The sequence below is a fragment of the Alloacidobacterium dinghuense genome (genome assembly GCF_014274465.1).
Taxonomy (GTDB): domain Bacteria; phylum Acidobacteriota; class Terriglobia; order Terriglobales; family Acidobacteriaceae; genus Alloacidobacterium; species Alloacidobacterium dinghuense.
This window is the reverse complement of sequence record NZ_CP060394.1, coordinates 2,271,899-2,292,700: the sequence shown is the minus strand read 5'-3', so window position 1 is coordinate 2,292,700 and position 20,802 is coordinate 2,271,899. Positions and strand designations below refer to the sequence as shown.

Here is a 20,802-nt window from a genome sequence, read left to right as displayed (position 1 = left end):
CGCATGCTACTGATCGCGTAACGTCTTCATCGGCTCCAGTTGCGACGCTCGCCATGCAGGAGCAAAGCTCGCCGCAGCAGAGACTGCCAGAAGTACAACACTGACAGCGATGAAGGTGACGGGATCGAGCGGTTTCACCCCGTAGAGCATGTGGCTAAGAAAACTTGTGAGCAGGGCAGAGGCCACGAGTCCGATGGCAAGCCCTGCCACAGCTAGCCGCAACCCCCGTTGCAGAATCATGCGCAGCACATCTGTGCGCTGGGCGCCGATCGCCATACGCAGTCCGATCTCGAACGTTCGCTGAGCCACCATGTAGGAGAGCACAGCGTAAAGCCCTATAGCAGCCAGCAACAGAGCTACGGCGGCGAAACCACTGAGCAATAGCGTCTGGAATCGCGGCTGCGATGCCGCCTGGTTCATCATGTCTGCATATGTGCGAATTCGGTAGACGGTCAGCTCGCGATCGATGTCTGTAACCACCGAAGTGACAGAATTGACGTAGCTCGCCGGATCGCCGCCGACACGTAGAGCAAAGCTGGCCGGCGCGAAGGGCGCTGATTCATAGGAAACGTATATTTCCGGCTGGTCTCTTTCCGTAAGTGCAGACTGTTTGACATTCCCGGTAATGCCGACGATTTCCCGGAAGATCTTTTTGTCTTCATCAAGCCCCGTCATGATGCCCTTGCCGATGGCGTCTTCATTCGGAAAGTATTTCTTCGCGAATGCCGCGTTAATCAGTGCAACCGGCTTTGCGCTGGCAGTATTGTCGGCATCCGTAAAATCGCGTCCGCGCAGCAGCCGGATTTGCATGGTGTGCAGGTAATTGCTCTCGACGATACTCATGCGAGCGTCAGGCTCACGGCCAGAAGGGACTATGTGGCCTTGTATCTGGAAGGAGAGGTCCATGCCGCCTCCACCAAATGGCAGCGGGAAGACAGCGGTGGCGGACTTGACGCCTGGCAGGGCTGCGAACTTCGGCAGAAGTTCACGGTAAAGCTGTGCGCGCTTCTCATCGGGGTAGCGCTTCTTGGAAACTCCAACACCAAAGGTAAGAGTATTTTGCGGATTGAAACCGGGGTCGGTATGGAGCACACGCGTGAAGCTGCGGATGAGTAGCCCGGCGGCGACAAGCAACACAAGGCCCATCGCTGTTTCTGCTACTACGAGGGCCGCATGCAGGAGATAACGTTGGCGACCTGCCGACGTGCCGCGTCCTCCATCACGGAGAGCGTGCGCGGGATCGATGCGTGAGAGCTTGCGTGCCGGCAGCACGCCGAAGATGAGTCCCGTAATGACCGAGGCAGCAAAGGCAAAGGCAAGCACGCCACCATCCATCGAGACGTGATCGAACCGCGGCAGATTGGCTGGAACCACGTAGACAGATAGCTTTAGCAGAGGGAAAGCGAGAGCGACTCCGGCGACACCGCCGAGAAGCGAGAGAATCAGCGATTCACCGAGAAGCTGGCGCACGATCTCGCTGCGGTTCGCTCCCAGCGCTGTGCGGACAGCGAGCTCTGACTGGCGTCCTTCACCGCGAGCGAGCAGCAGGCCGGCAATGTTGGCGCATGCAATAAGCAGCAGCGCGGCAACAGCGGCAAAGAGAACACGCAGGGCCGGGCGGATGTCGCCGACGATGTTGTCGATTTCCGGTTCAACCTTGGTGGCGACGGTCGTCGATTCCGAGTCGGGATAGCGTACAGACAGGCCCTTCTGAATGACGTTGAGTTCGGCCTGCGCAGAGCCAATCGAGACGCCTGGCTTGAGTCGTCCGATCATCTCAAGCTGGTTCCATCCGCGCTGCTCGGTTGAAGGCGGTGTCCCACTTGTTTCGGCGTCAAAAGACGGTGTAAGCCACACGGATGCCGTTGGAGTCTCCGGGAAAGCAAAGTCTTTCATCACGCCGATTACGGTGTACGCCTGGTCATCAAGCATGATGCGCTGGCCGACAATACTGGGATCGCTGTGGAAGCTTGAAACCCACAGATCATGGCTTAAAACAACCACATGGCTGCCGGGCCGTTCTTCATCGCGAGTGAAAGTTCGGCCTATCGTCGGATTGATCCCGAGGACGCGGAAGAAATCAGATGACACAATCGCTGCGCGAAGCTGGCTGGCGGTATTCGACCCGAAAGAATTCAGCGTGACTGAGCTGCTGTGATAACTCGCCAGCGAATCGAAGGATTTGTTCTGCGCGCGCCAGTCAAAGAAATCTGGATAAGAAATGTCATTTGCTATGGCTGCCGAAATATCCTTGGCGCCCGCCACTAACCAGAGCGGCGTAGGATGCACGAGACACTCTGGCTGCGGAAACGGAAGCGGACGCAGGAGCACCGCGTAAACCAGACTGAAGATCGCTGTGGTCGCTCCAATCCCGATAGCCAGTGTAAGCACAGCAGTGATCGTGAAGCCCAGATTTTTGCGAAGTTGCCGAAGCGCAAAACGAAACCTCATAGCGATTCCCCAATCAGGAAATAGTTTTTTTTACTGGTTGCGCAATGTCTGCATCGGATCAAGGCGAGAGGCACGCCATGCGGGAGCAAAGCTTGCCGCGGCCGCAACCGCCATCAACACAATGCTCACCGTGGCAAAGGTGAGCAGATCAAGCGGTGTTACCCCATAAAGCATGTGCGCCAGGAAACGGGTGAGCAGCATAGATGCTGCGAGGCCAATCCCCAGTCCAATGGCAGCAAGCCGCAGGCCGCGACGCAAAATCATCTTCAGCATGTCTGAGCGTTGCGCGCCGATGGCCATGCGAAGGCCGATCTCGAAGGTGCGCTGCACCACCACGTACGACAACAAACCATAGAGCCCCACAGCCGAGAGCAGCAGCGCGACTCCGGCGAAACATCCAAGGAGCCACGTCTGGAAGCGTGGCTGGGCGGCCGATTTCGAAACGTAGTCCTCGAGCATAGAGACTTGATACACCGGCACTTCCGAATCCATTTGGGATACAACTCTACGAACTGTATTTGCGAGTTGTGCCGGATCACTATTGGAGCGAATCACGAGATAAGGATTTGTGATTACGGCCTGCGCGTAAGGAAGGTAATACATAGGCGCGGCGTCAGTCTTAAGGCCCAGTTGTTTGGTGTTGCCGACCACTCCAACGACTTCGCGCATGGGATGTTCGAGGACTCCGTCGCCCAGTTCTGCACGGATGTGCTTGCCGATGGGATTCTCTCCCGGAAAATACTTCGCGGCCAAAGCCTGGTTGATGATGATGACCGGTGTGCTTTTGAATCCATCCTGCCCTGTGAATGTGCGCCCGGAGAGAATCGGGATACGCATCGTTTCAAAGTAGCCTGGCATTACAGCGCCAAATGCTTCACTCGGCTCGTCGCCTTTTGCTACTGGCCTGCCCTCGATAGCAAGCGAGACACTGGCATAGCTGTTTGAGAACGGCAAAGGCCATCCTGCTGATACACCTTTCACGCCAGGCTGTGCTGCGAGCTTTGCCAGCACCTGCTCATAGAATTGATAGTGCTGATCATGGTTGTAGCGGTGATCGAAAGAGACGCCGAGCCTGGTCGTCAGCACATGTTTTGAGTCGAATCCCGGATCAACATGCATTACCCGGATAAAGCTGCGGATCAGCAGACCTGACGCTACCAGCAAGACCAGCCCGATCGCAGTCTGCGCTATTACCAGTCCGCTCTGCAGCGTGTGTCGCGCGTGACCAGAGCTCACGTTGCGAGCGCCATCGCGCAAAGCGGAGGAGGGCTCGACCTGTGACATTCGCCACGCCGGCAACAGGCCAAAAAGTATGCCCGTCAGAATGGAGACAACCACAGCGAATGCAAGCACGGTTCCATTCACGGAGACTTGCTCAATGCGAGGAATTTCAACTGGCAGCAGACTCACTGTAGCCTTGAGCAGCCCACCTGCCAGCACAATGCCAGAGATACCGCCGCACAAAGAAAGAATTACGGACTCAGACAGCATCTGCCGAATGATTTCGCCGCGGCTGGCGCCAATAGCAGTACGCAATGCAAATTCAGCGCTGCGCTGCGAACCACGCGCCAGCAGAAGACCGGCGACATTCGCGCAGGCAATCAAAAGCACGAGGGCAACTGCGCCAAAGAGCACGCGCAGCGCGGGCCGAGTGTCCCCGGTTAGATGATCGAGTTCTGGTTTGACGAGCGCCGAGGTATACCACTTGTTGCTGTCGGGATACTGTTTCGCAAGATTGTTCGCTATGACCCCAAGATCTGCCTTGGCTTGCTGAAGCGTTACGCCAGGTTTCAAACGCCCAATGATTCCCAGAGAATCGTTTCCACGCTGAGCCGTGGCCGGGTCATTGCCGGTAGGGTCGTATGCATCGGTCGCAATCGATACCCACAATTGTGGCGCAGGGGTAGCGAAAGGGAATTGAAAGCCCTTCGGCATCACGCCGGCCACCGAGTAGTCATCATCGCCGAGGCGGATCGATCGGCCCACAATATCGTTTGCTGAGCCGAAGGCCGACTGCCAGAGCCCATAGCTGAGCATCACGGCGCGATTACCCGGTTTCTCTTCGTCCCAGCGGAAATCCCGGCCGAGCATGGGGGCCACACCGAGTACCTGGAAGAAGTTCGCCGAAACAACCTGCGATTCCAGATGCTGCGTTTCCCCATTGCTAAAGAAGGTGAAATTTCCGCCGCGATACGAGGCGATGCCGCTCAAGGTGTGATTCTGTGCGCGCCAGTCGAAGTAATCCGGATAGCTCAGCGACTCCGCTACAACCCCCGGCAAGGAATGATCCTGCTGATTCAACCAGACCAGTTGATCGGCCTGGGGAAACGGCAAAGGCCGAAGCAGCACAGCATATACCAGGCTGAAAATGGCGGTCGTGGCTCCAATGCCGATCGCCAGCGTGAGGGCTGCGGTCAACGTGAAGGCGGGATTTTTGCGCAGCTGGCGCAGGGCGTAACGGAAGTTCATTGCGGCTGGTCTCCGAACGATGACAAGGAGCATATTGAGTGCCAGTTAGCGTAGTGTCCTAAATAGCTGATGTCAAAGGAAATGCAGCGGCCCATGCGATCAGAGGTGTACGGGTGGCGTTCGATTTCGAAAAACGAAGTGCCCGAAAATGGACGCTGAAGTCTGCGGCATCGAGCCTATTTTTAGATATGTAACTGTTCGCCGCAAAGCAGGACAGGTCATGCAGCCGACAGACACTAGCAGTAGGATGTTTTCGCCGTCACGGTCGACTTCGGATAGGGCTTGTGCAGCAGCAAGCCCGGCTGCCGGTCAAGGGCAATCTGTTTTGGTGACGCTGAAGCCCCCGGGAAATTGGCAGGGCAACGGCTGACAAAAAGGCGCATACTAACGTCTAATGGACAGGATGAATTGCATCCGGGCTTCATCCCCGTGTCCTTGGGAGTGTGGTATGGCCATGATTATGACCCAGAAGATGGTTATTCCAGAGCTTTTGCTGGCAGCCGGTTTGGTGCTGGCTCCTGCGGTGTTTGCTCAGAGTCCGTCGCAAACCACCTCGAATGGAACCCAACCACAGGCCCAGGCCCCAAGCCAGCCGAGTGCGGCAACTCCATCGCCGACGGCACAGGCGCCTACTACTCCATCTTCTCCGCAGGACAAGCCCACTGCCGATACTAATGCAGGTGCACAAAGCCTGCCTGATGCGACCGTTGAAAAAGCCCCTGCTCCAAATATGGAACCGCAATCGGTCCACGTAAAGACGGGCAGCGTTGAGGATGTGAATGCTGTAGGTACCCGCAATATTGGCGGGCGGGGGCTGGGGAACTGGTACTCGACCGAAGGCGAAATCAAGATGGGCAAGGGATACGCTGACGAGATCGAGAAGAGCACAAAGCTGATCAACGATCCGGTAGTGACGGAATACGTCAACCGCATCGGACAGAACATCGTAAAGAACTCTGACTGCAAAGTCCCGTTCACGATCAAGGTCATCGATACCGACGAGATCAACGCCATGGCGCTGCCCGGCGGATTCTTCTATGTCAACTCAGGCCTGATCCTCGCAGCCGATGAGGAGGCCGAACTGGCGGGAGTTATGGCGCATGAAACAGCCCATGTTTGCGCCCACCATGCCGCGCGCGAAATGACCCGTATGAACTACGTGCAACTGGGCAGCATTCCGCTCATCATGATGACGGGCTACAGTTGGACCGGTTACGGCATTTACGAAGCCGTAAATATCGCCATCCCGATGACGTTCCTCATGTTCTCGCGCGAGTTTGAGGGACAGGCCGACTATCTGGGCGTGCAGTACATGTATCGCGCCGGCTACGATCCGCAGGCCTTCGTAACCTTCTTCGAAAAGATCCAGAACCTTGAGAAGCAGAAGCCGGGAGCTGTGGCGAAGGCGTTCTCGAACCATCCGCAAACACCGGATCGAATCCAGCACACGCAGGAAGAGATAGCCAAGATTCTGCCGGCAAGGGACGAATACCTTGTCACAACGTCAGAGTTCGACGATGTGAAGGCACGGCTGGCGCGTATTGAGAACAAACGCAAGCTGATCGATCCAAAGAACGGCAAGCCGACGTTGCGGCGCGCGAGTACCAGTGATCCGAATGCTCCCTCTGCCGATCCAAACGCGCCGCAAAATGGCGATGACCGTCCAACGCTTCACAGGCGCGAAGACAATAACTAGGCAGGACTTTCCATTTTTCACACGGCTTGCTCTGACTGAGTTGGTGGGGCACCATCCAAGAGACGGCGTAACTCTGCCCTAAGGATGTCGGGTGGTACGGGCTTGTAGAGAAAGCCGGTCAGAGGATCGCCCGTCACGTCCCGGGGATCGGCGTCGATGTGGCCACTCACCAGCAGAGCCTTAAGTTCGGGACGCAGCCGACGAAGGTTGGCAATCACCTCCTGTCCGCTCATCTTTGGCATGATCGCATCGCTGATGACCGCATCGATTGCAGGCAGCATTTCTTTGGCAATGTTCAAACCTTCCAGGCCATTTTCTGCCTGCACGACGCGGTATCCGCAGGATTCCAGAGTGTGCGCGAGCAAATAGCGGATGTTGCTATCGTCTTCGATCAGCAGAATCGTCTCACAACCGCCCTTGGGGCAGTCTGGCTTTCTGGACGCGGTATCGGATGGCTGAGTCTTCCGTGCGATCGGAATGGATAGAGTGAAAACTGACCCGACGCCCTCGGCAGACTCAACGGCAATGCTGCCCCCTGCCTCGCGAACAATGCCGTAGGCCGTGGCCAGCCCGAGTCCTGTGCCCTTTCCTTCCTCTTTCGTTGTGAAGAAAGGCTCAAAGAGTCGCTCTTTCACCTCAACCGGCATTCCGCAGCCGGTATCCTGTACGCTGACAAGTACGTTGCGGCGGTTCGTAGTTGTTCTTATGGTGAGCGTACCACCCTGAGCCATGGCATCTCGGGCGTTCACCACAAGATTGAGGAGCACCTGGCTGAAGCGATGCGGGTCGATCTCAATGCATGCATCCGGGGCGCTGGGAATCATCTCTAGAAAGACCGCATCGCTGACGAGGCGACGCAACATGGTCTCGTCATCTCGAAGCAGATCGTCGACAAGGGCGATGCGCGGCTGGCTCACCTGCTTCCGACTGAAGGCGAGCAGTTGCTGCGTGAGCCGCGCCGCCCGTTCACCTGCACGGTGAATTTCCGCGGACATTTGGCCCAGACGTCCAGTTCCGTCGAGCTCTTGTTCGATGATCCGCGCATATCCATTCATGATGGAGAGAATGTTGTTAAAGTCGTGCGCGATTCCGCCCGCCAGCCTGCCGATGGCCTCCATTTTCTGCGCATGACGAAACTGATCTTCCAGAGCCCGGCGTTCCGTAATGTCATGCAACAACACGATGAAGCCAGGGATCCGTCCATCTGTATCAATATCGGGTGTATAGGTGGCTTCGATCGTGCGCTTTCGACCGTGGACGACAATGGACTTCTCGAACCGAACAGGCACGCCTTGCAAAACCTGCGACCATGCGCGCCGCACATCTGCTTCATACTGTGTCCCATCTCCGCGCAGAACAAAGTACTCAAAGTCAAGCGAGAGAATCTCTTCACGCGAAATGTTGAACCATTCCTCGAAGGCACGGTTTGCGCGACGGCACTTACCTTGAGCATCGACGTAGAGCAGTGCGACCGGCAGCTGATCTGTGAGAGCGCGCAGCCCCGCTTCGCTCATACGCAGAGCATCTTCCGCTCCGCGCTGCTCGGTAATGTCATCTGTGGTGCCGATAGAAGCAATGGGCTTACCCTCTGCGTTGCGAACCGGCGCCGAGCGGCCATGGATCCATCGAATTTCGCCTGAAGGCAGGACGATCCGAAAAACGTGTTCGTACGATTCTCCAGTTGTGTTCGTCCTGAGCCATCCCTGGGCAAGCGACTCCATATCATCCGGATGCACCCGCTTCTGCCATCCGTGGCCGAGCATTTCCTCTTCCGTCATTTGCCACGTCTTCGCAAGCACCGGGTTTACGTAAACCACATAGCCATCGATGCGAGACTTATAAACCCCGGCAGGGCTCGACGCACAGAGACCGCGAAACATCTCCTCGCTTTGCGTGAGAGCCTCGGTGGTTCGCATCAGATCGGTGACGTTGTTGACAATGACCGCCCGGGCTGGCCGTGACGCATGCTCGGCAGGGAAGGATGATATCCGGACAAAATGCTCCGAGCCATCTTTGTGCAGGTGTCGCCATGGTCCGGAGGAGCTTTGTGAGCCGCTCTGTTTCGCGCTTAGCCGCACTAATTCGAAATCGGCCTCGGGGCGGATGTCGAGAATCGTCATGCTCAGGAATTCTTCGCGGGACCAGCCGTATTGATCGATGGCAGATTGATTGACATCGAGAAAACGCAGAGTCTCCGAGTCGTAAATCCACATCGGATTTGGGTTTTTCTCGAAAAGATCCAAGTACACCTCAACTAAACCACCGGCACGGGGAGCCATTCACCGTGGGATCAACGAGACTTTGTGCGATGGTTTAAACAGAATGTAGCATAGAGCGGGTGCAACTCAGCATATTTACAAACGACGTATTTTGTGTTTCACGGAGCACGAAAGAGATCTTCCGGATCACGCATAAGTGTTGCGTACTTCGGTCGTCGAGCTTCACTCAATTCCAAGCCTGTGCTGCATTTCTTCGAGCGTGTAGCCCTTCGTTTCCGGATAGACGAAAAGCACAACAAAGAACTGTAAAACCATCATTGCGGCAAAAAAGACAAAAGGTGCGCCGGCGGAATATTTCGCAAGCAGCGGAAATGTGCCGGAGATGATCGCGTTCATGATCCAGTGAGAAGAACTGCCGAGGCTCTGGCCTTTAGCGCGGACCCGGGTCGGAAACACCTCGCTGATGTAGACCCAGATGACTGATCCCTGTGAGATGGCAAAAAAGAAAATATAACCAACCAGCAGCCAAACAAGATCTGACTGGTGTTCCTGCTTGAAGAAGATAGTCGCTACGCCCAGCAAGCAGGCTGTCGTGCCAACCGAGCCGATGAGCAGCAACGTCTTACGGCCGAGCTTGTCGATAACGCTCATCGCAAGCAGTGTGGCGACGAGGTTCATGGCTCCAACGAGAACAGCCTGCTGATCGCCTGAAATCGCACTAAAGCCGCCTGCGCGGAAAATGTCATTCAGGTAATAGAGAATGGCGTTGATTCCCGCAAGCTGGTTGAACATGCCGATGGTGACCGCCAGGAAAATCGGCAACCGGTACTTGTGTTGGAAAAGGGGCTCCGATCTTTCGCTTCGTTCAAGATGAATCGAATCGATGATTTCGCGGAGCTCTGCGTCGGAGTCCGGAGATCCCATCATCTGCAACACCGCGCGCGCCTCGTCGATTCGGTTCTGTGTGACCAGCCAGCGTGAACTGCGCGGAATGCCGTAGAGCATGATGAGAAAGAGCGCAGCCGGTAATGCCGCAATTCCGAGTTGCCAGCGCCACTGCAGCAATCCCAGCCCCAGTCGCTCGATGAAATAGTTCGAAGCATAGGCAAGAAGAATGCCGAGGACAATATTGATCTGGAATGTGCCGACCAGCCGTCCGCGCCACTTTGCCGGAGCAAGCTCGGCGATATAAACCGGACCGAGTACCGAGGAGCCACCGATCCCCAGACCCCCGATAAAGCGAAAGAAAATAAGTGAGGTCCAACTCCAGGAAAAGGCGCAGCCTAGCGAAGATATGACATAGAGCACAGCCATGATCCGGAGCGTTTCGCGACTGCCCAGCTTTTGCCCGACCGCTCCGGCTGACATGGCGCCAATCACAGTTCCCCACAATGCGATCGACACTGTGAAGCCTAGCTCGCCGGGGGTGAGATGAAAGATGTCTGTAAGCTGGTGCGTAGTCCCGGCAATGACAGCGGTGTCGAAACCAAAAAGAAGGCCACCGAGAGCACCAACGATCGTGCTCTTAAAAAGGTAAAAGTTCAGTCGCATCGATGCGTCCAGGTAAGAAGATAAACAGCCGTTTTACCGAAGAGTCGTGTCAGGCGTGCCTGCAGTTTTTTGCTCCGAAATGGTGTAGGGAAGGATGCAAGATCCCAGCAGGCCTGAATCCGCGCCAAGTTCAGCGGCAATAATACGCGTACCCGCGCTGGTCTTGCCATTTAGAACTGCACTGCCTGGCTCTGTGAGCCGGTAAACATAGCTGCGGTGGCGCACTTCCTTAAACAGAGCCGGCGAAAACAGATTCCAGGCATTGGCCAGCCCTCCACCCACGACGTAGAGAGGAAGATTCAGTGTGTTTACAAGATCGCCCAGCCCAATACCCAGGGCACGTCCCACATCATCAAAGATCTGCTGAGCGTCACGCGATCCATTCTCGGCAAGATCGGCCAGGTCACGGGTAGTGAAATCAGGAGTCCGACGAGTCAATGCCGCAATCTCAGGAGCTTTGCCTGATCGCGCGGATTCGAGCGCAATGCGACGCACCGCCGTGGCAGAGGCGTACATTTCAAGACACCCGTTGCTGCCGCATCCGCATGCGGGACCATCAGGCCAGATATTCGTGTGGCCTGCCTCGCCCCCCATGCCGTGTGCGCCGTGCCAGATTTTCCCGCTAAGAATGATCCCGTTTCCGATGCCGGTTCCTAAAGTGAGCATGCAGAGCGAATCGATGCCAAGAGTACGGCCGCTCCCGAGAACGCACTCGGCCAGCGCGGCAACATTTGCATCGCTTTCTACCGTGACTGGCATGTCGAGGCAGTTCTCGATTTCCGCCCGCAATTCAAATCCATCCCAGCCCGGAAGATTGGGGGGATTGTGAAGCCGTCCAGCGGGCAATTCGAGGGGCCCCGGCGTGCCGATTCCAATTCCGATGAGTTCATAACGTCGGGAATGGTCATCCAGCAGCTTGCGGATGGCTTGGCACATGTCTTCCACAACGGCGTGCCTGCCTGCAGAGAGACGCGTAGGCAAGAGAATTGTTTCCAGCAATCCCGACGCCTGCGTGTACGCTGCGACGCGCAGATTCGTTCCGCCTAAATCCACCCCAACCGAAAAAGAACTCATACGTAGCCAAGTTTCAAATTCTGAACGCCACCGTTACGGCCAGGTGCAGTCTGGACAACCACAAAGATTCCCCGAACAAAGTCTTTAAGTGCGACCACATCACTCATAAGTGAAAAGCCCAATCGCAACCCTCTGCAATATACACGAAAAAAATGCCGGTGGAAACGATTCCATTTGGAGGTGGTAGCGTTTCCCCGTGAACGTTAGTACCACACGCAAATTGTCTGGAATAGCTCCTAATTCGATGTGGGATTACAGCCGCAGGAGTTTCTCAGCACCAATCGAGTCTCAAGCTTGACTTGATCCGGGCGTTTTTTGCCAAGCTGGTGCTTCTTCTTTTTTGTGGGAAATAGTTGTTCGAACAATATCTCTGCTGCAATGCGGCCCAGATCTTCAACCGGCTGTTGAATGACGCTGATCGACGGCCTGAGTGTGGATGCCAATTCGAAGTCGTCAAAACCGAGCAGAGCAACCGATTTTGGAATAGCGACGTGCAGTTTTTGCAGCGTCTCAAACGCATAGATGGTAGTGCTGTTCTTGAGGGTGAAGATTGCGTCCGGCGGCTGCGAAGCAGATAGGTGGCTCTCGATCGCGTATTCCGCAGACTTATAATCTTTCACTGACATGTCGATGATCGCCGGCAGGCCTGCTTCTTCAATCGCGTGCCGGTAGCCGCGGAGCCGCTCCCGCATCGTGTAGAGGGTGGTTTCGCCGCCCAGACAAAGAATGCGTTTGTACCCGTGCCCGATCAAATGCTCAATAGCGATTCGTGCTCCGTTGTAGTTATCCGCAACCACGCTGGGAACGTCGGTCTTCGCGATAGGTCGGTCAAACGAAACGACTGGAGTGGAAATTCTGCCGAGAAACTCTGCCAATGACTCGCTCTGATAGTTCGCCGGAGCAAGCAATAATCCATCCGTGCGATGACGCATGAGGACGTTGAGATTTTCCATCTCGACATGGGGATCGTTATTTGTAACGGTGACAATGAGCAGGGAATCGTTTGCCCGCGCAATTTCCTGTGCGGCTTCGGCACAGCTTGAAAAAAATGAATCAGCGATGCTGGGGATCACGAGCCCGATGGTTTTTGTGCGCTCGCCCTTGAGAATGCGGGCTGCCTGGTTCGGCATATAACCAAGCTGTTCAATCACCGAGTGTACACGGTTCAAGGTGCGAGGGCTGACACGATGTCCACCGTTAATGACCCGTGAAACCGTAGTCGTACCGACTCCGGCTTTGCGTGCAACGTCAGCGAGCGTGGGATGCGGACCAGTTTTACTCATTGAATCTGAGTGCAAGTCTATGGCTTCTTCAGGACTTGCACCAGTATTCAGGCAGTCTCGCGCGCTGTCAATGCTCCAACGCCTTCATTGGAAGTGCCATTCCGGGAAAAGATCTTCGTCTCGCCTTCCACCAGAGGCAGCACTTTCGGAGACACGCCAGTCCAGTTTGCCGCCGAAAGCAGTCGCGGTAAAGGCTCATCCATTGGTTCAGCCGAGAGACAAAAAGTGCCGTAATGCATTGGAATCATCGTTTCCGCCCGCAAGTCCGCGAAGATTTGGAGGGCGTCTTCGGGGCTAGTGTGCACGGAGCGAAAACTGTCCGGAGAGTAAGCGCCGATGGGAAGCAGGGCGATTCGGGGCGCAAGGCGCTCGCGGATCTCATGGAAGCCTTCAAAGTACCCGGTGTCACCGCTGTGGTACAGCGAATGTCCGCCATTCCGGATCACATAACCGCCGAAGCCGCGATGCGTATCCGTCATCTTGCGCGCTCCCCAGTGTTTTGCGGGCGTCAGCGTAATCTCCACATTGCCGATTTGTATCGATTGCCACCAGGAAAGCGCGGTGACACTTGAAAAACCGAGGTCTGCAACCAGATCGGTTACATTCCACGGCACAATCACCTGCGGCGCCTTTCCTGTGAGCCTGCGGGTATGGCGGACAATCCTGCGCAGGGACGGGAGATTGAGATGGTCCATGTGCGCATGTGAGAGCAGAACGGCATCGATTGGAGGGAGATGCTTGATGGCAACGCCCGGCTTCCGCAAACGATGCAAGACGATAAGCCAACTGGCGAAGACCGGGTCAACCAGAAGATTCAGCCTGCCAATCTGGACAAGGAAAGAAGAATGGCCAATGAAGGTCACTCCGACCTCTCCATTTTGCGTGAGGACTGGTTTCCGCTGTTCACCCTGCATCGGCTGAAATGCAGCGCGACCAATCAAGCCAAGAATAAAACCGAGGTTGGGCCGTCTTGCCACGGGGACTCCTGCACTAGAAAGGATGCCGAAGACCCGTGGTTAGATGCGGTAAATCGGTAGGAAACAACTTGTTGAGTTTTCGAGAAGAATTAGCTGTTACTTCTGCGCGTCGGCTGCGGCGACTGCAGCTTCGGCAGCCTGGAAACCAATCTTTGAGTGCGTTCCGTCGCAAAATGGTTTGTTCGTAGACCCGCCGCAGCGACACAGCGAGAACGCCGGCTTTCCCGTCAGATCCCACTCTTTTCCGTCCGCATCGACCAGCTTGCAGGGGCCCTCCACGCGGAATGGACCATTGGGACGTACTGTAATCTTGACTTCGTTTTCAGACATTCAATTCGACTCCTGAGAAAGATAAGGCTCACCTCAGAGTGTAGCAATCTTATGCGAATCGGAATTGCGGCCCTGTTCCGTGAAAGCGCTCCTCATGTAATCTGCGTAAAGGTATCGTTACCACTATTTACGATTTTTTTCCCGGTTGGTGGAGTGCAGGCATGAAGTTTTCGCGTCGGATGTTGCTGGTTCTTCTCCCTCTTGTGTTCTCAGGAGCGGCAGTTCTTGAAGCTCAGCAGCGTCATTCAATGGATCTGAATTCCGGATGGGAGTTCAGGCAACTTGCGCCGGATGCAACTGCGCCGACACAATGGTATCCGGCGAGAGTCCCCGGCGATGTGCATCTCGACCTCATCGAAAACAAACTTATCCCCGATCCGTTTTATCGCGACAACGAAGCGAAGCTCCAATGGATCGAGAACGCCGACTGGGAATACCGGACGACATTGCAGGTTTCGTCGGAGACGCTGAGCCATCAGCATGTCGAGCTGGTGTTTGAAGGTCTGGATTCTGCCGCCGACATTTACGTAAACGATCAACTCGCCCTGCATGCAGACAATGCCTTCCGCGAATGGCGACTCGATGTCAAAACGCAGCTGAAGCCCGGGGCGAACCAGCTGCGCATCGTATTCCCGTCGCCGATCAAGGCAGCTGCCAAGGTCGCCGAGAAAGACCCGTGGCGCTCTCGCACGGGCACAGATGCAAAAACCTACATCCGCAAACCGGCCTACGAATATGGCTGGGACTGGGGACCCCGCTTCGTCACCAGCGGCATTTGGCGGCCGGCACATCTCGAAACATGGGACGCGGCACGCATCGACAATGTATACATCCATCAGCTGGATATCAGCGCGAAGCAGGCGCGCCTCAATGTCGAGACTGACGTGATTGCCTCCCAGGATGCACAGGCAAAGTTGACGGTGAACTACGGTCGTGGTGGCAAAGAAAAGAATGCCAGTCAGAACATCTTCCTCCGCGCAGGAGTGAATCACCTGACTCTGCCCATCGAAATCGAAAATCCAGACCTCTGGTATCCGGCAGGCTATGGGGCGCAGCCCATCTATCCGTTCCATGTGCAGATCAATCAAGGCAAGGCCATAGCTGATGAAGCTAGCGCAAGAGCTGGCCTTCGTTCGCTGGTGCTGCGCCGTGATGTTGACCAGTGGGGGCGGTCGTTCGAATTCGTCGTGAATGGAATCCCGGTCTACGCCAAAGGTGCGGACGTGATTCCGTTTGACAGTTTCCCCAGCCGCGTCACGACCGCGCAATATCGTTCCGTCCTCGAATCGGCACGCGATGCCAACATGAACATGATCCGGCATTGGGGTGGTGGCTACTACGAGACGCAGGAGTTCTACGACATCTGCGACGAACTCGGCATCATGGTCTGGCAGGATTTCATGTTCGGCAACGACTGGCAGCCGGGAACATACGACTTCAAGCAGCAGGTGGAAAAGGAAGTTCGCTACCAGATTCAACGTTTGCGCAACCACCCCAGCATCGTCATCTGGTCGGGAAATAACGAGACAGAAGCGGCATTTCACTGGGCTGGACGTGACAAGCTTTCTGAAGAGGTACGCCTGCGCATGTGGGAAGACTACTTGACCGTCTTCAGCGGAATCATCGCGCGCAGCGTAGCCGAGCTCAATCCTGAGACGCCATACTGGCCCAGCTCACCCAGCTCCGATTACGAAGACACGACGCCCGAATATCAATCCGGCGACATGCACGAATGGAACGTCTGGCATGGGCGAGTCGACTTCGAGGAATACGAGACGCATTTTCCGCGCTTCATGACCGAGTACGGATTCCAGTCGTTTCCTGAAATGCGCACGATCGAAGCCTTCACCAGACCTGAAGATCGCACCAGCATCTTCACTCCAGTGATGCTGGCTCACCAGAAGAACAACGAAGGCAATTCGATTATCCATGATTACATGTTGCGCTACTACGGCGAGCCAAAGGACTTTGCGTCGTTCCTCTATGCAAGCCAGGTTCTGCAGGCTGAAGGCATCAAGATCGGAGCGGAGCATTTGCGCCGCATCCGTCCGCGCAACATGGGAGGCATTTACTGGCAACTCAATGACTGCTGGCCTGTAGCTTCATGGTCGAGTCTCGACTACTACGGTCGCTGGAAGGCGCTCCAATACTACGCGAAACGCTTTTACGCTCCGCTTCTTGTTTCTCCGCATGTTGAAGACGGGAAGCTCGCGGTTTATGTCATTTCGGACAAGACAGCGCCGGTGAATGCTCATCTGCGTTTGCGCATTATGGACCTGCAAGGCAAAGTCCTGCGCCAGGAGCAAGAGGATCTAACTATTTCCGCGGGCTCCAGCAAGAGCTATCTGCAAATTCCGCTGTCTGAATTTGTAAATGCCAATGGGACAGACGCAGCAGCCATCTTCGGCGCCGCTGATTTGGAAGTGGACGGCAAGCCGGTGTCCAGCAACATTGTCTACTTCGTTCCAACCAAGATGGTGCATCTCCCGGAGCCCAATATTGTCGCAGATCTAGCTCAGCAGGGAAATGCTTACCAGCTCAAACTCTCGTCACCGGCTTTGGCGCGCAGTGTTTATGTGTCATTTGGGGAATTGGACGCGAAGTTCTCTGACAACTATGTTGATTTGCTGCCAGGCGAGCCGATAGAAATCACGGTCACCAGCCCGGCGGCGCTGGATCAACTCAAGGCGAGCTTAAAGATCATGTCGCTGGCTGGCGCCTTTGCCCCGCCTTTGCAAACAGCCGAGCCTGCAAAGTGAGCACAGCGCCTTCATCGATGAAGATGTGAAGGTGGGTGCCGCACTTAAAACCTATGCAAGCGCGGGCTACTGTCCTGACATGACGATCGGAAGTGTTGGGGTCGTTACTCCCTGAGCATCTTCAACCGTGACTCCGAAGGCCTTCGCATCCACGCCTGTAGGCAATGGGGGAAGGACAACGCTGGCGGTCCCGTTCGCGTCCGGACGGAAGAGTCCGGCGGGGATTGGAGCCTGCCCATTCGCTGGAATGAGCCACAGCTCGTACGTCTTGTCTGCATGCACTGGGCGCAAATCGCTGGCAACAAAAATGAGAGCGCCCTTGTCCTTCTCATAGATCACGTGCGCTGTGGGCTGGGCGGCAGCCTTCACTTCCGTGAGCGTCACGCGCTTTGCAGTCCGTGAGGTAAGCACATCCAGAATCTGCTGTGAGCGTGATACCTGATTCGCAAGCTGTGCGTTCTGGTCGCGTTGGGAATCAAGCTGCTGCCTCAGATTATGCGAGGTATTTCCCATGTAGGCGGCAAAGAGCAGCGCGGCGGCTGCCGCAGCCCAACCGAGTCCGCTGAACCAGTTCCCCGAGCGAGTCGGCTCCTGCGGAGCTCTTATCGGCTTGATTGGTTCGGGCGGTTTTGCTGCACTTTCCGCTCGGAGCCGCTTCATAAATCGGTCGCGCGCGTCGGCTGGAACCGGTTCTTGCGGTACAGTCAGGCTGACCAGAGAAAGATCTCCGAGAATATCCGCGAGTTTCCCGCGGCAATCCCCGCACGTATTCAAATGCTGCTGCACAGTCGCCGTTTCAGCGGGCGCGAGTGAGCGCATCGCGTAGAGTGCGAGGTCTTCGTCCGAAATATGGTCGCCGTAAATCAAGCCTGCAAAGCCTTTCGTAGGGAAATTAAAGCAAGACGGATGCGCGTTTTGACTGTGCCGAGCGGGTTCCCGGTCTTTTCCGCGATCTCCGAGTGTGTCAAACCTTCAAAAAAGGCCATCTCTACTGATTTCTGCTGCTCTACTGGCAGCTCATGCATGATGGTGCGAAGTTTCGCCATCAGCGTGTTACGTTCCGCTTCGCTCGCCAGATCAACCGAGGCAGGAAGCATTACTTCGTCGACCGGATCCGAAGGATGGCGGCGACGAAGCGCATCAATAGCCCTGTTTCTTGCAACGACGGTCAGCCAGCCGCCGAGCGATCCCCGCCCGACGATGAAGGATGGTGCGCCGCGCCACACCTGCATGAGCACTTCTTGCATCACGTCTTCAGCTTCAGCAGGATCGTGCAACACTCGCAGGGCAACCGAGTAGACGATCCTTGCATAGCGGTCGAAGAGGGAGGCCATGGCGGTCTCATCCCGCTGCGAAATACGCTTCAGCAACTCGGAATCAGCCGGGCCTTGCGTGCCGCTATCTTTCATACGCGCTGGTTCGCGTTCCGGATTTGTTGAATCCTCAATCATGCAGTGTGCAAGCAGGTATTCTACAGAGGAAGTGATCCTGAATCGAGTGTGAAGTGCAGCATAACAGGTCAGGCATTGCTATGCCCTGAAAGTTCCAGAGCTGAAGCATGAAGATCCGTCTTGACAAACTATTGTTGGCTCGACAGCTTGTCCCGACACGAGAAAAAGCACAAGCTCTGGTGTTAGCCGGAAGGGTGCTGGTGAACGAGCAAAAGATCGATAAGCCCGGTAGTAGCGTGACTGAAGATGTTGCGATCCGGATTCTTGGCGATGATTTGCGCTACGTGAGTCGTGGCGGAGTGAAACTCGAAGCCGCATTGCGACACTGGAAGATCGATCTGTCCGAACGCTTTTGCCTCGACGTCGGAGCGTCCACCGGGGGATTCACCGACTGCATGCTGCAGCACGGCGCAGCGAAAGTGCTTGCCATCGATACAGGCTACGGGCAGATAGCGCAAAAGCTGCGCGATGATGTCCGCGTGACTTTGATGGAGAGGACGAATGCTCGCCACATAGAATCCGGCGATTTACCGCGAGGCATTACGTTTCTCGGCATGGACGTTTCTTTCATCTCGGCGACCCTTATCCTCCCTGCTGTTGTTCAGGCGCTTCTTAACGGATCCAGCGGAGCCCTGGAATGTGTCGTCCTGGTGAAGCCTCAGTTTGAAGCAGGCAGGGAGCATATCGGCAAAGGAGGCATCGTACGCGATCCAGCAGCGCATCAACTGGCGATCGATCGAGTACGTTGCTGCGTGGGAGATCTGGGTGGGGATGCCATCGAGCTTGCTGATTCTCCGATCCTCGGAGCCGAGGGCAACCGCGAATTTCTACTCCACGCCCGATTCGCCGAAAAGAAGATTTAGAGACGGTATACCGGCCTCTATCTGTCAGAATTTGTTTGTCCTGCGATTACACTGAAACTTGATGCGACGCATAGCCATTATTTCGAAACCGCAAAAAGAAGAGCTGATCACTCTTCTGCCCGAATTCATCCTCTGGTTGCGCACGCGCGGCTTTGAGCCAATCCTTGATCCCGTCAGCGGCAATTACGCCCAGGAGAAGAACGTCGTCGCACGAAATGAGATGCCGGCAGAAGATCCCGAGTTGGTGGTGGTGCTTGGAGGCGACGGCACGTTGCTGGCTGCAGCTCGTGTCTTTGCCAAGACAAACATACCCGTCATGAGCGTGAATCTTGGCTCGCTGGGCTTCCTTACCGAGGTACGGCTGGCCGATATCTACTCCACGCTGGAAGGGTGGTGTGACAACTGTTGCGCTATCGAAACGCGTGCCATGCTGCACAGCGAACTGTGGCGCGATGGCAAAGTCTTTGCAGAGCACGAGGCCTTGAATGACGTCGTGATCGCCAAAGGCGCCATCGCACGCATGGTCAATTTCACCATCAAGCTCGACAACCAGCTGGTGGCATCCTTTCGCGCGGACGGCGTGATCGTCGCTACCCCAACCGGCTCAACTGCGTATTCGCTGGCAGCAAACGGCCCGATCGTTGTGCCGAATGTAGACGCCTTGATCGTCTCCCCTGTATGTCCACATCTGCTGACGCTGCGCCCGATCGTTGTGCGTGGGGACTGCAATCTAAGCCTGAGCGTGGAAGGCATTCCAGATCAGACATATCTCACCGTCGATGGGCAGGAAGCGATCCCGCTCAAGGTGGGTGATGAACTCCGCTGCCGCCGGTCACAATACGCCGTGCGGATGGTGCGGTTGGGTTCCAATGGTTTCTTTGATGTTCTACGCTCAAAGCTGAAGTGGGGAGAGCGGTGACGGCGGCAGACTCTTTGAGAACCCAGAGCGTCTAACCGGCGAGGATGCCCTGTAGTATGGAGGCAAGCAGTGATGCGCAGCCTTTTTCAAAATGTGGAGCAGTCTCAGGAGAGGATCAGGCGGACAGCAGGATTCTCGATTGGGTTTCATGCGCTCCTGCTTGCGCTCATCATCGTGGGTTCCATTCACCTGCGCCGCACGGTCATTTTCAGACCGTTGACGCAGGGATCGTCGCAACAAATCGCTGTTGTGGCGGTCAGTCGCGGCGCACTCGCCGCCGTTTTGTCTGCTGAAAATCCCACACTACCTGAGAAGAGCCAGTCACCACGGATCATCCCAACGCACCATCCAACTCCCGCACTCGCCAAACGAACGCCAGCGTTGCCAGCCCCGGAGCCAGCCCATCCAGTGGAGGGCAAATCATCGGCGGGAATAAGCAATCCCGGCGTCACCGGACAGGGAAGCGATGCACAGAGCATGTATCCGGCTTATCCAACTGTTTCACCGTCGCCGCAAGTCAAAGACCGCAGCCTGCTGCCCCAAACTGACCAGAAGGTGGTAGTGGATGTGGACCTGGGGGCTGACGGAAAAGTCCAGCAGGCCACTTTAGTAAGTGGTCTGGGCAATGCTTTGGATCAGATCGTACTCGATACGGTGCGTGGTTGGCAGTTTCATCCTGCCATGCTGAACGGTCAGTCCGTCCCATCCAGGATGGAACTCGTCTTTCCCTTTAACAGGAATTACCCGGACGCGGAGTAGT

15 protein-coding genes are annotated in these 20,802 nt (G+C 55.9%); 5 read left to right on the top strand and 10 right to left on the bottom strand.

Annotated elements, in window-relative coordinates; all coding sequences use genetic code 11:
- Window positions 1-6: 6 nt before the first annotated feature.
- Together H7849_RS09270 and H7849_RS09265 are read right to left on the bottom strand one after the other, a co-directional pair.
- Window positions 7-2,451, bottom strand: a complete 2,445-nt coding sequence (locus H7849_RS09270; protein WP_186745923.1) for an ABC transporter permease — start codon at window positions 2,449-2,451, stop codon at window positions 7-9.
- Window positions 2,452-2,481: 30 nt separating this feature from the next.
- Window positions 2,482-4,920, bottom strand: coding sequence for an ABC transporter permease (locus tag H7849_RS09265; protein ID WP_186745921.1), 2,439 nt, complete (start codon window positions 4,918-4,920; stop codon window positions 2,482-2,484).
- A 448-nt stretch (window positions 4,921-5,368) separates the two neighbouring features.
- On the opposite strand from H7849_RS09265, the gene H7849_RS09260 reads away from it, so the two are divergent.
- On the top strand, window positions 5,369-6,616 hold the full coding sequence (locus tag H7849_RS09260; RefSeq protein ID WP_432756530.1) for a M48 family metallopeptidase: 1,248 nt from the start codon (window positions 5,369-5,371) through the stop codon (window positions 6,614-6,616).
- Between the two features lie 17 nt (window positions 6,617-6,633).
- Here H7849_RS09260 and H7849_RS09255 read toward each other — a convergent pair whose 3' ends face one another.
- The 6 genes from H7849_RS09255 to H7849_RS09230 form a co-directional block, all read right to left on the bottom strand.
- On the bottom strand, window positions 6,634-8,859 hold the full coding sequence (locus H7849_RS09255) for a hybrid sensor histidine kinase/response regulator (protein ID WP_186745919.1): 2,226 nt from the start codon (window positions 8,857-8,859) through the stop codon (window positions 6,634-6,636).
- A gap of 198 nt (window positions 8,860-9,057) precedes the next feature.
- Window positions 9,058-10,386: a sugar porter family MFS transporter gene (locus H7849_RS09250; RefSeq protein ID WP_186745917.1), complete on the bottom strand. Its 1,329-nt coding sequence runs from the start codon at window positions 10,384-10,386 to the stop codon at window positions 9,058-9,060.
- 33 nt (window positions 10,387-10,419) lie between these two features.
- A complete protein-coding gene (locus tag H7849_RS09245; RefSeq protein ID WP_186745915.1) occupies window positions 10,420-11,460 on the bottom strand; it encodes an ROK family protein in 1,041 nt (346 codons plus the stop codon).
- A gap of 236 nt (window positions 11,461-11,696) precedes the next feature.
- The gene (locus H7849_RS09240; RefSeq protein WP_186745913.1) at window positions 11,697-12,743 is read right to left on the bottom strand and encodes a LacI family DNA-binding transcriptional regulator; all 1,047 of its coding nucleotides are present in this window, start codon (window positions 12,741-12,743) and stop codon (window positions 11,697-11,699) included.
- Between the two features lie 47 nt (window positions 12,744-12,790).
- On the bottom strand, window positions 12,791-13,720 hold the full coding sequence (locus tag H7849_RS09235; protein ID WP_251106709.1) for an MBL fold metallo-hydrolase: 930 nt from the start codon (window positions 13,718-13,720) through the stop codon (window positions 12,791-12,793).
- A 96-nt stretch (window positions 13,721-13,816) separates the two neighbouring features.
- A complete protein-coding gene (locus H7849_RS09230; RefSeq protein WP_186745911.1) occupies window positions 13,817-14,050 on the bottom strand; it encodes a CDGSH iron-sulfur domain-containing protein in 234 nt (77 codons plus the stop codon).
- A 161-nt stretch (window positions 14,051-14,211) separates the two neighbouring features.
- On the opposite strand from H7849_RS09230, the gene H7849_RS09225 reads away from it, so the two are divergent.
- Window positions 14,212-16,809, top strand: coding sequence for a beta-mannosidase (locus H7849_RS09225; protein WP_186745909.1), 2,598 nt, complete (start codon window positions 14,212-14,214; stop codon window positions 16,807-16,809).
- A gap of 66 nt (window positions 16,810-16,875) precedes the next feature.
- Here the strand turns inward: H7849_RS09225 and H7849_RS09220 are convergent, their stop codons facing one another.
- Window positions 16,876-17,676, bottom strand: coding sequence for an anti-sigma factor (locus tag H7849_RS09220; RefSeq protein ID WP_186745907.1), 801 nt, complete (start codon window positions 17,674-17,676; stop codon window positions 16,876-16,878).
- On the bottom strand, window positions 17,673-18,218 hold the full coding sequence (locus tag H7849_RS09215) for an RNA polymerase sigma factor (RefSeq protein ID WP_186745905.1): 546 nt from the start codon (window positions 18,216-18,218) through the stop codon (window positions 17,673-17,675). Before H7849_RS09215 ends, H7849_RS09220 begins: the two co-directional genes overlap by 4 nt.
- A gap of 149 nt (window positions 18,219-18,367) precedes the next feature.
- On the opposite strand from H7849_RS09215, the gene H7849_RS09210 reads away from it, so the two are divergent.
- From H7849_RS09210 to H7849_RS09200, 3 genes are all read left to right on the top strand, one after another.
- Complete coding sequence (locus H7849_RS09210) at window positions 18,368-19,123, top strand: TlyA family RNA methyltransferase (protein ID WP_186745903.1); 756 nt, start codon at window positions 18,368-18,370, stop codon at window positions 19,121-19,123.
- A 61-nt stretch (window positions 19,124-19,184) separates the two neighbouring features.
- On the top strand, window positions 19,185-20,042 hold the full coding sequence (locus H7849_RS09205) for an NAD(+)/NADH kinase (RefSeq protein ID WP_186745901.1): 858 nt from the start codon (window positions 19,185-19,187) through the stop codon (window positions 20,040-20,042).
- 72 nt (window positions 20,043-20,114) lie between these two features.
- Window positions 20,115-20,801, top strand: a complete 687-nt coding sequence (locus H7849_RS09200) for an energy transducer TonB (protein WP_186745900.1) — start codon at window positions 20,115-20,117, stop codon at window positions 20,799-20,801.
- Window position 20,802: the final 1 nt, after the last annotated feature.

What these genes read in the sequence shown, in the direction of transcription:
- H7849_RS09250 (WP_186745917.1), bottom strand. Translation starts at nt 10,386, where the DNA reads ATGCGACTGAACTTTTACCTTTTTAAGAGCACGATCGTTGGTGCTCTC.
- H7849_RS09270 (WP_186745923.1), bottom strand. Translation starts at nt 2,451, where the DNA reads ATGAGGTTTCGTTTTGCGCTTCGGCAACTTCGCAAAAATCTGGGCTTC.
- H7849_RS09245 (WP_186745915.1), bottom strand. Translation starts at nt 11,460, where the DNA reads ATGAGTTCTTTTTCGGTTGGGGTGGATTTAGGCGGAACGAATCTGCGC.
- H7849_RS09265 (WP_186745921.1), bottom strand. Translation starts at nt 4,920, where the DNA reads ATGAACTTCCGTTACGCCCTGCGCCAGCTGCGCAAAAATCCCGCCTTC.
- H7849_RS09240 (WP_186745913.1), bottom strand. Translation starts at nt 12,743, where the DNA reads ATGAGTAAAACTGGTCCGCATCCCACGCTCGCTGACGTTGCACGCAAA.
- H7849_RS09200 (WP_186745900.1), top strand. Translation starts at nt 20,115, where the DNA reads ATGCGCAGCCTTTTTCAAAATGTGGAGCAGTCTCAGGAGAGGATCAGG.
- H7849_RS09210 (WP_186745903.1), top strand. Translation starts at nt 18,368, where the DNA reads ATGAAGATCCGTCTTGACAAACTATTGTTGGCTCGACAGCTTGTCCCG.
- H7849_RS09260 (WP_432756530.1), top strand. Translation starts at nt 5,369, where the DNA reads ATGGCCATGATTATGACCCAGAAGATGGTTATTCCAGAGCTTTTGCTG.
- H7849_RS09230 (WP_186745911.1), bottom strand. Translation starts at nt 14,050, where the DNA reads ATGTCTGAAAACGAAGTCAAGATTACAGTACGTCCCAATGGTCCATTC.
- H7849_RS09215 (WP_186745905.1), bottom strand. Translation starts at nt 18,218, where the DNA reads ATGAAAGATAGCGGCACGCAAGGCCCGGCTGATTCCGAGTTGCTGAAG.
- H7849_RS09205 (WP_186745901.1), top strand. Translation starts at nt 19,185, where the DNA reads ATGCGACGCATAGCCATTATTTCGAAACCGCAAAAAGAAGAGCTGATC.
- H7849_RS09225 (WP_186745909.1), top strand. Translation starts at nt 14,212, where the DNA reads ATGAAGTTTTCGCGTCGGATGTTGCTGGTTCTTCTCCCTCTTGTGTTC.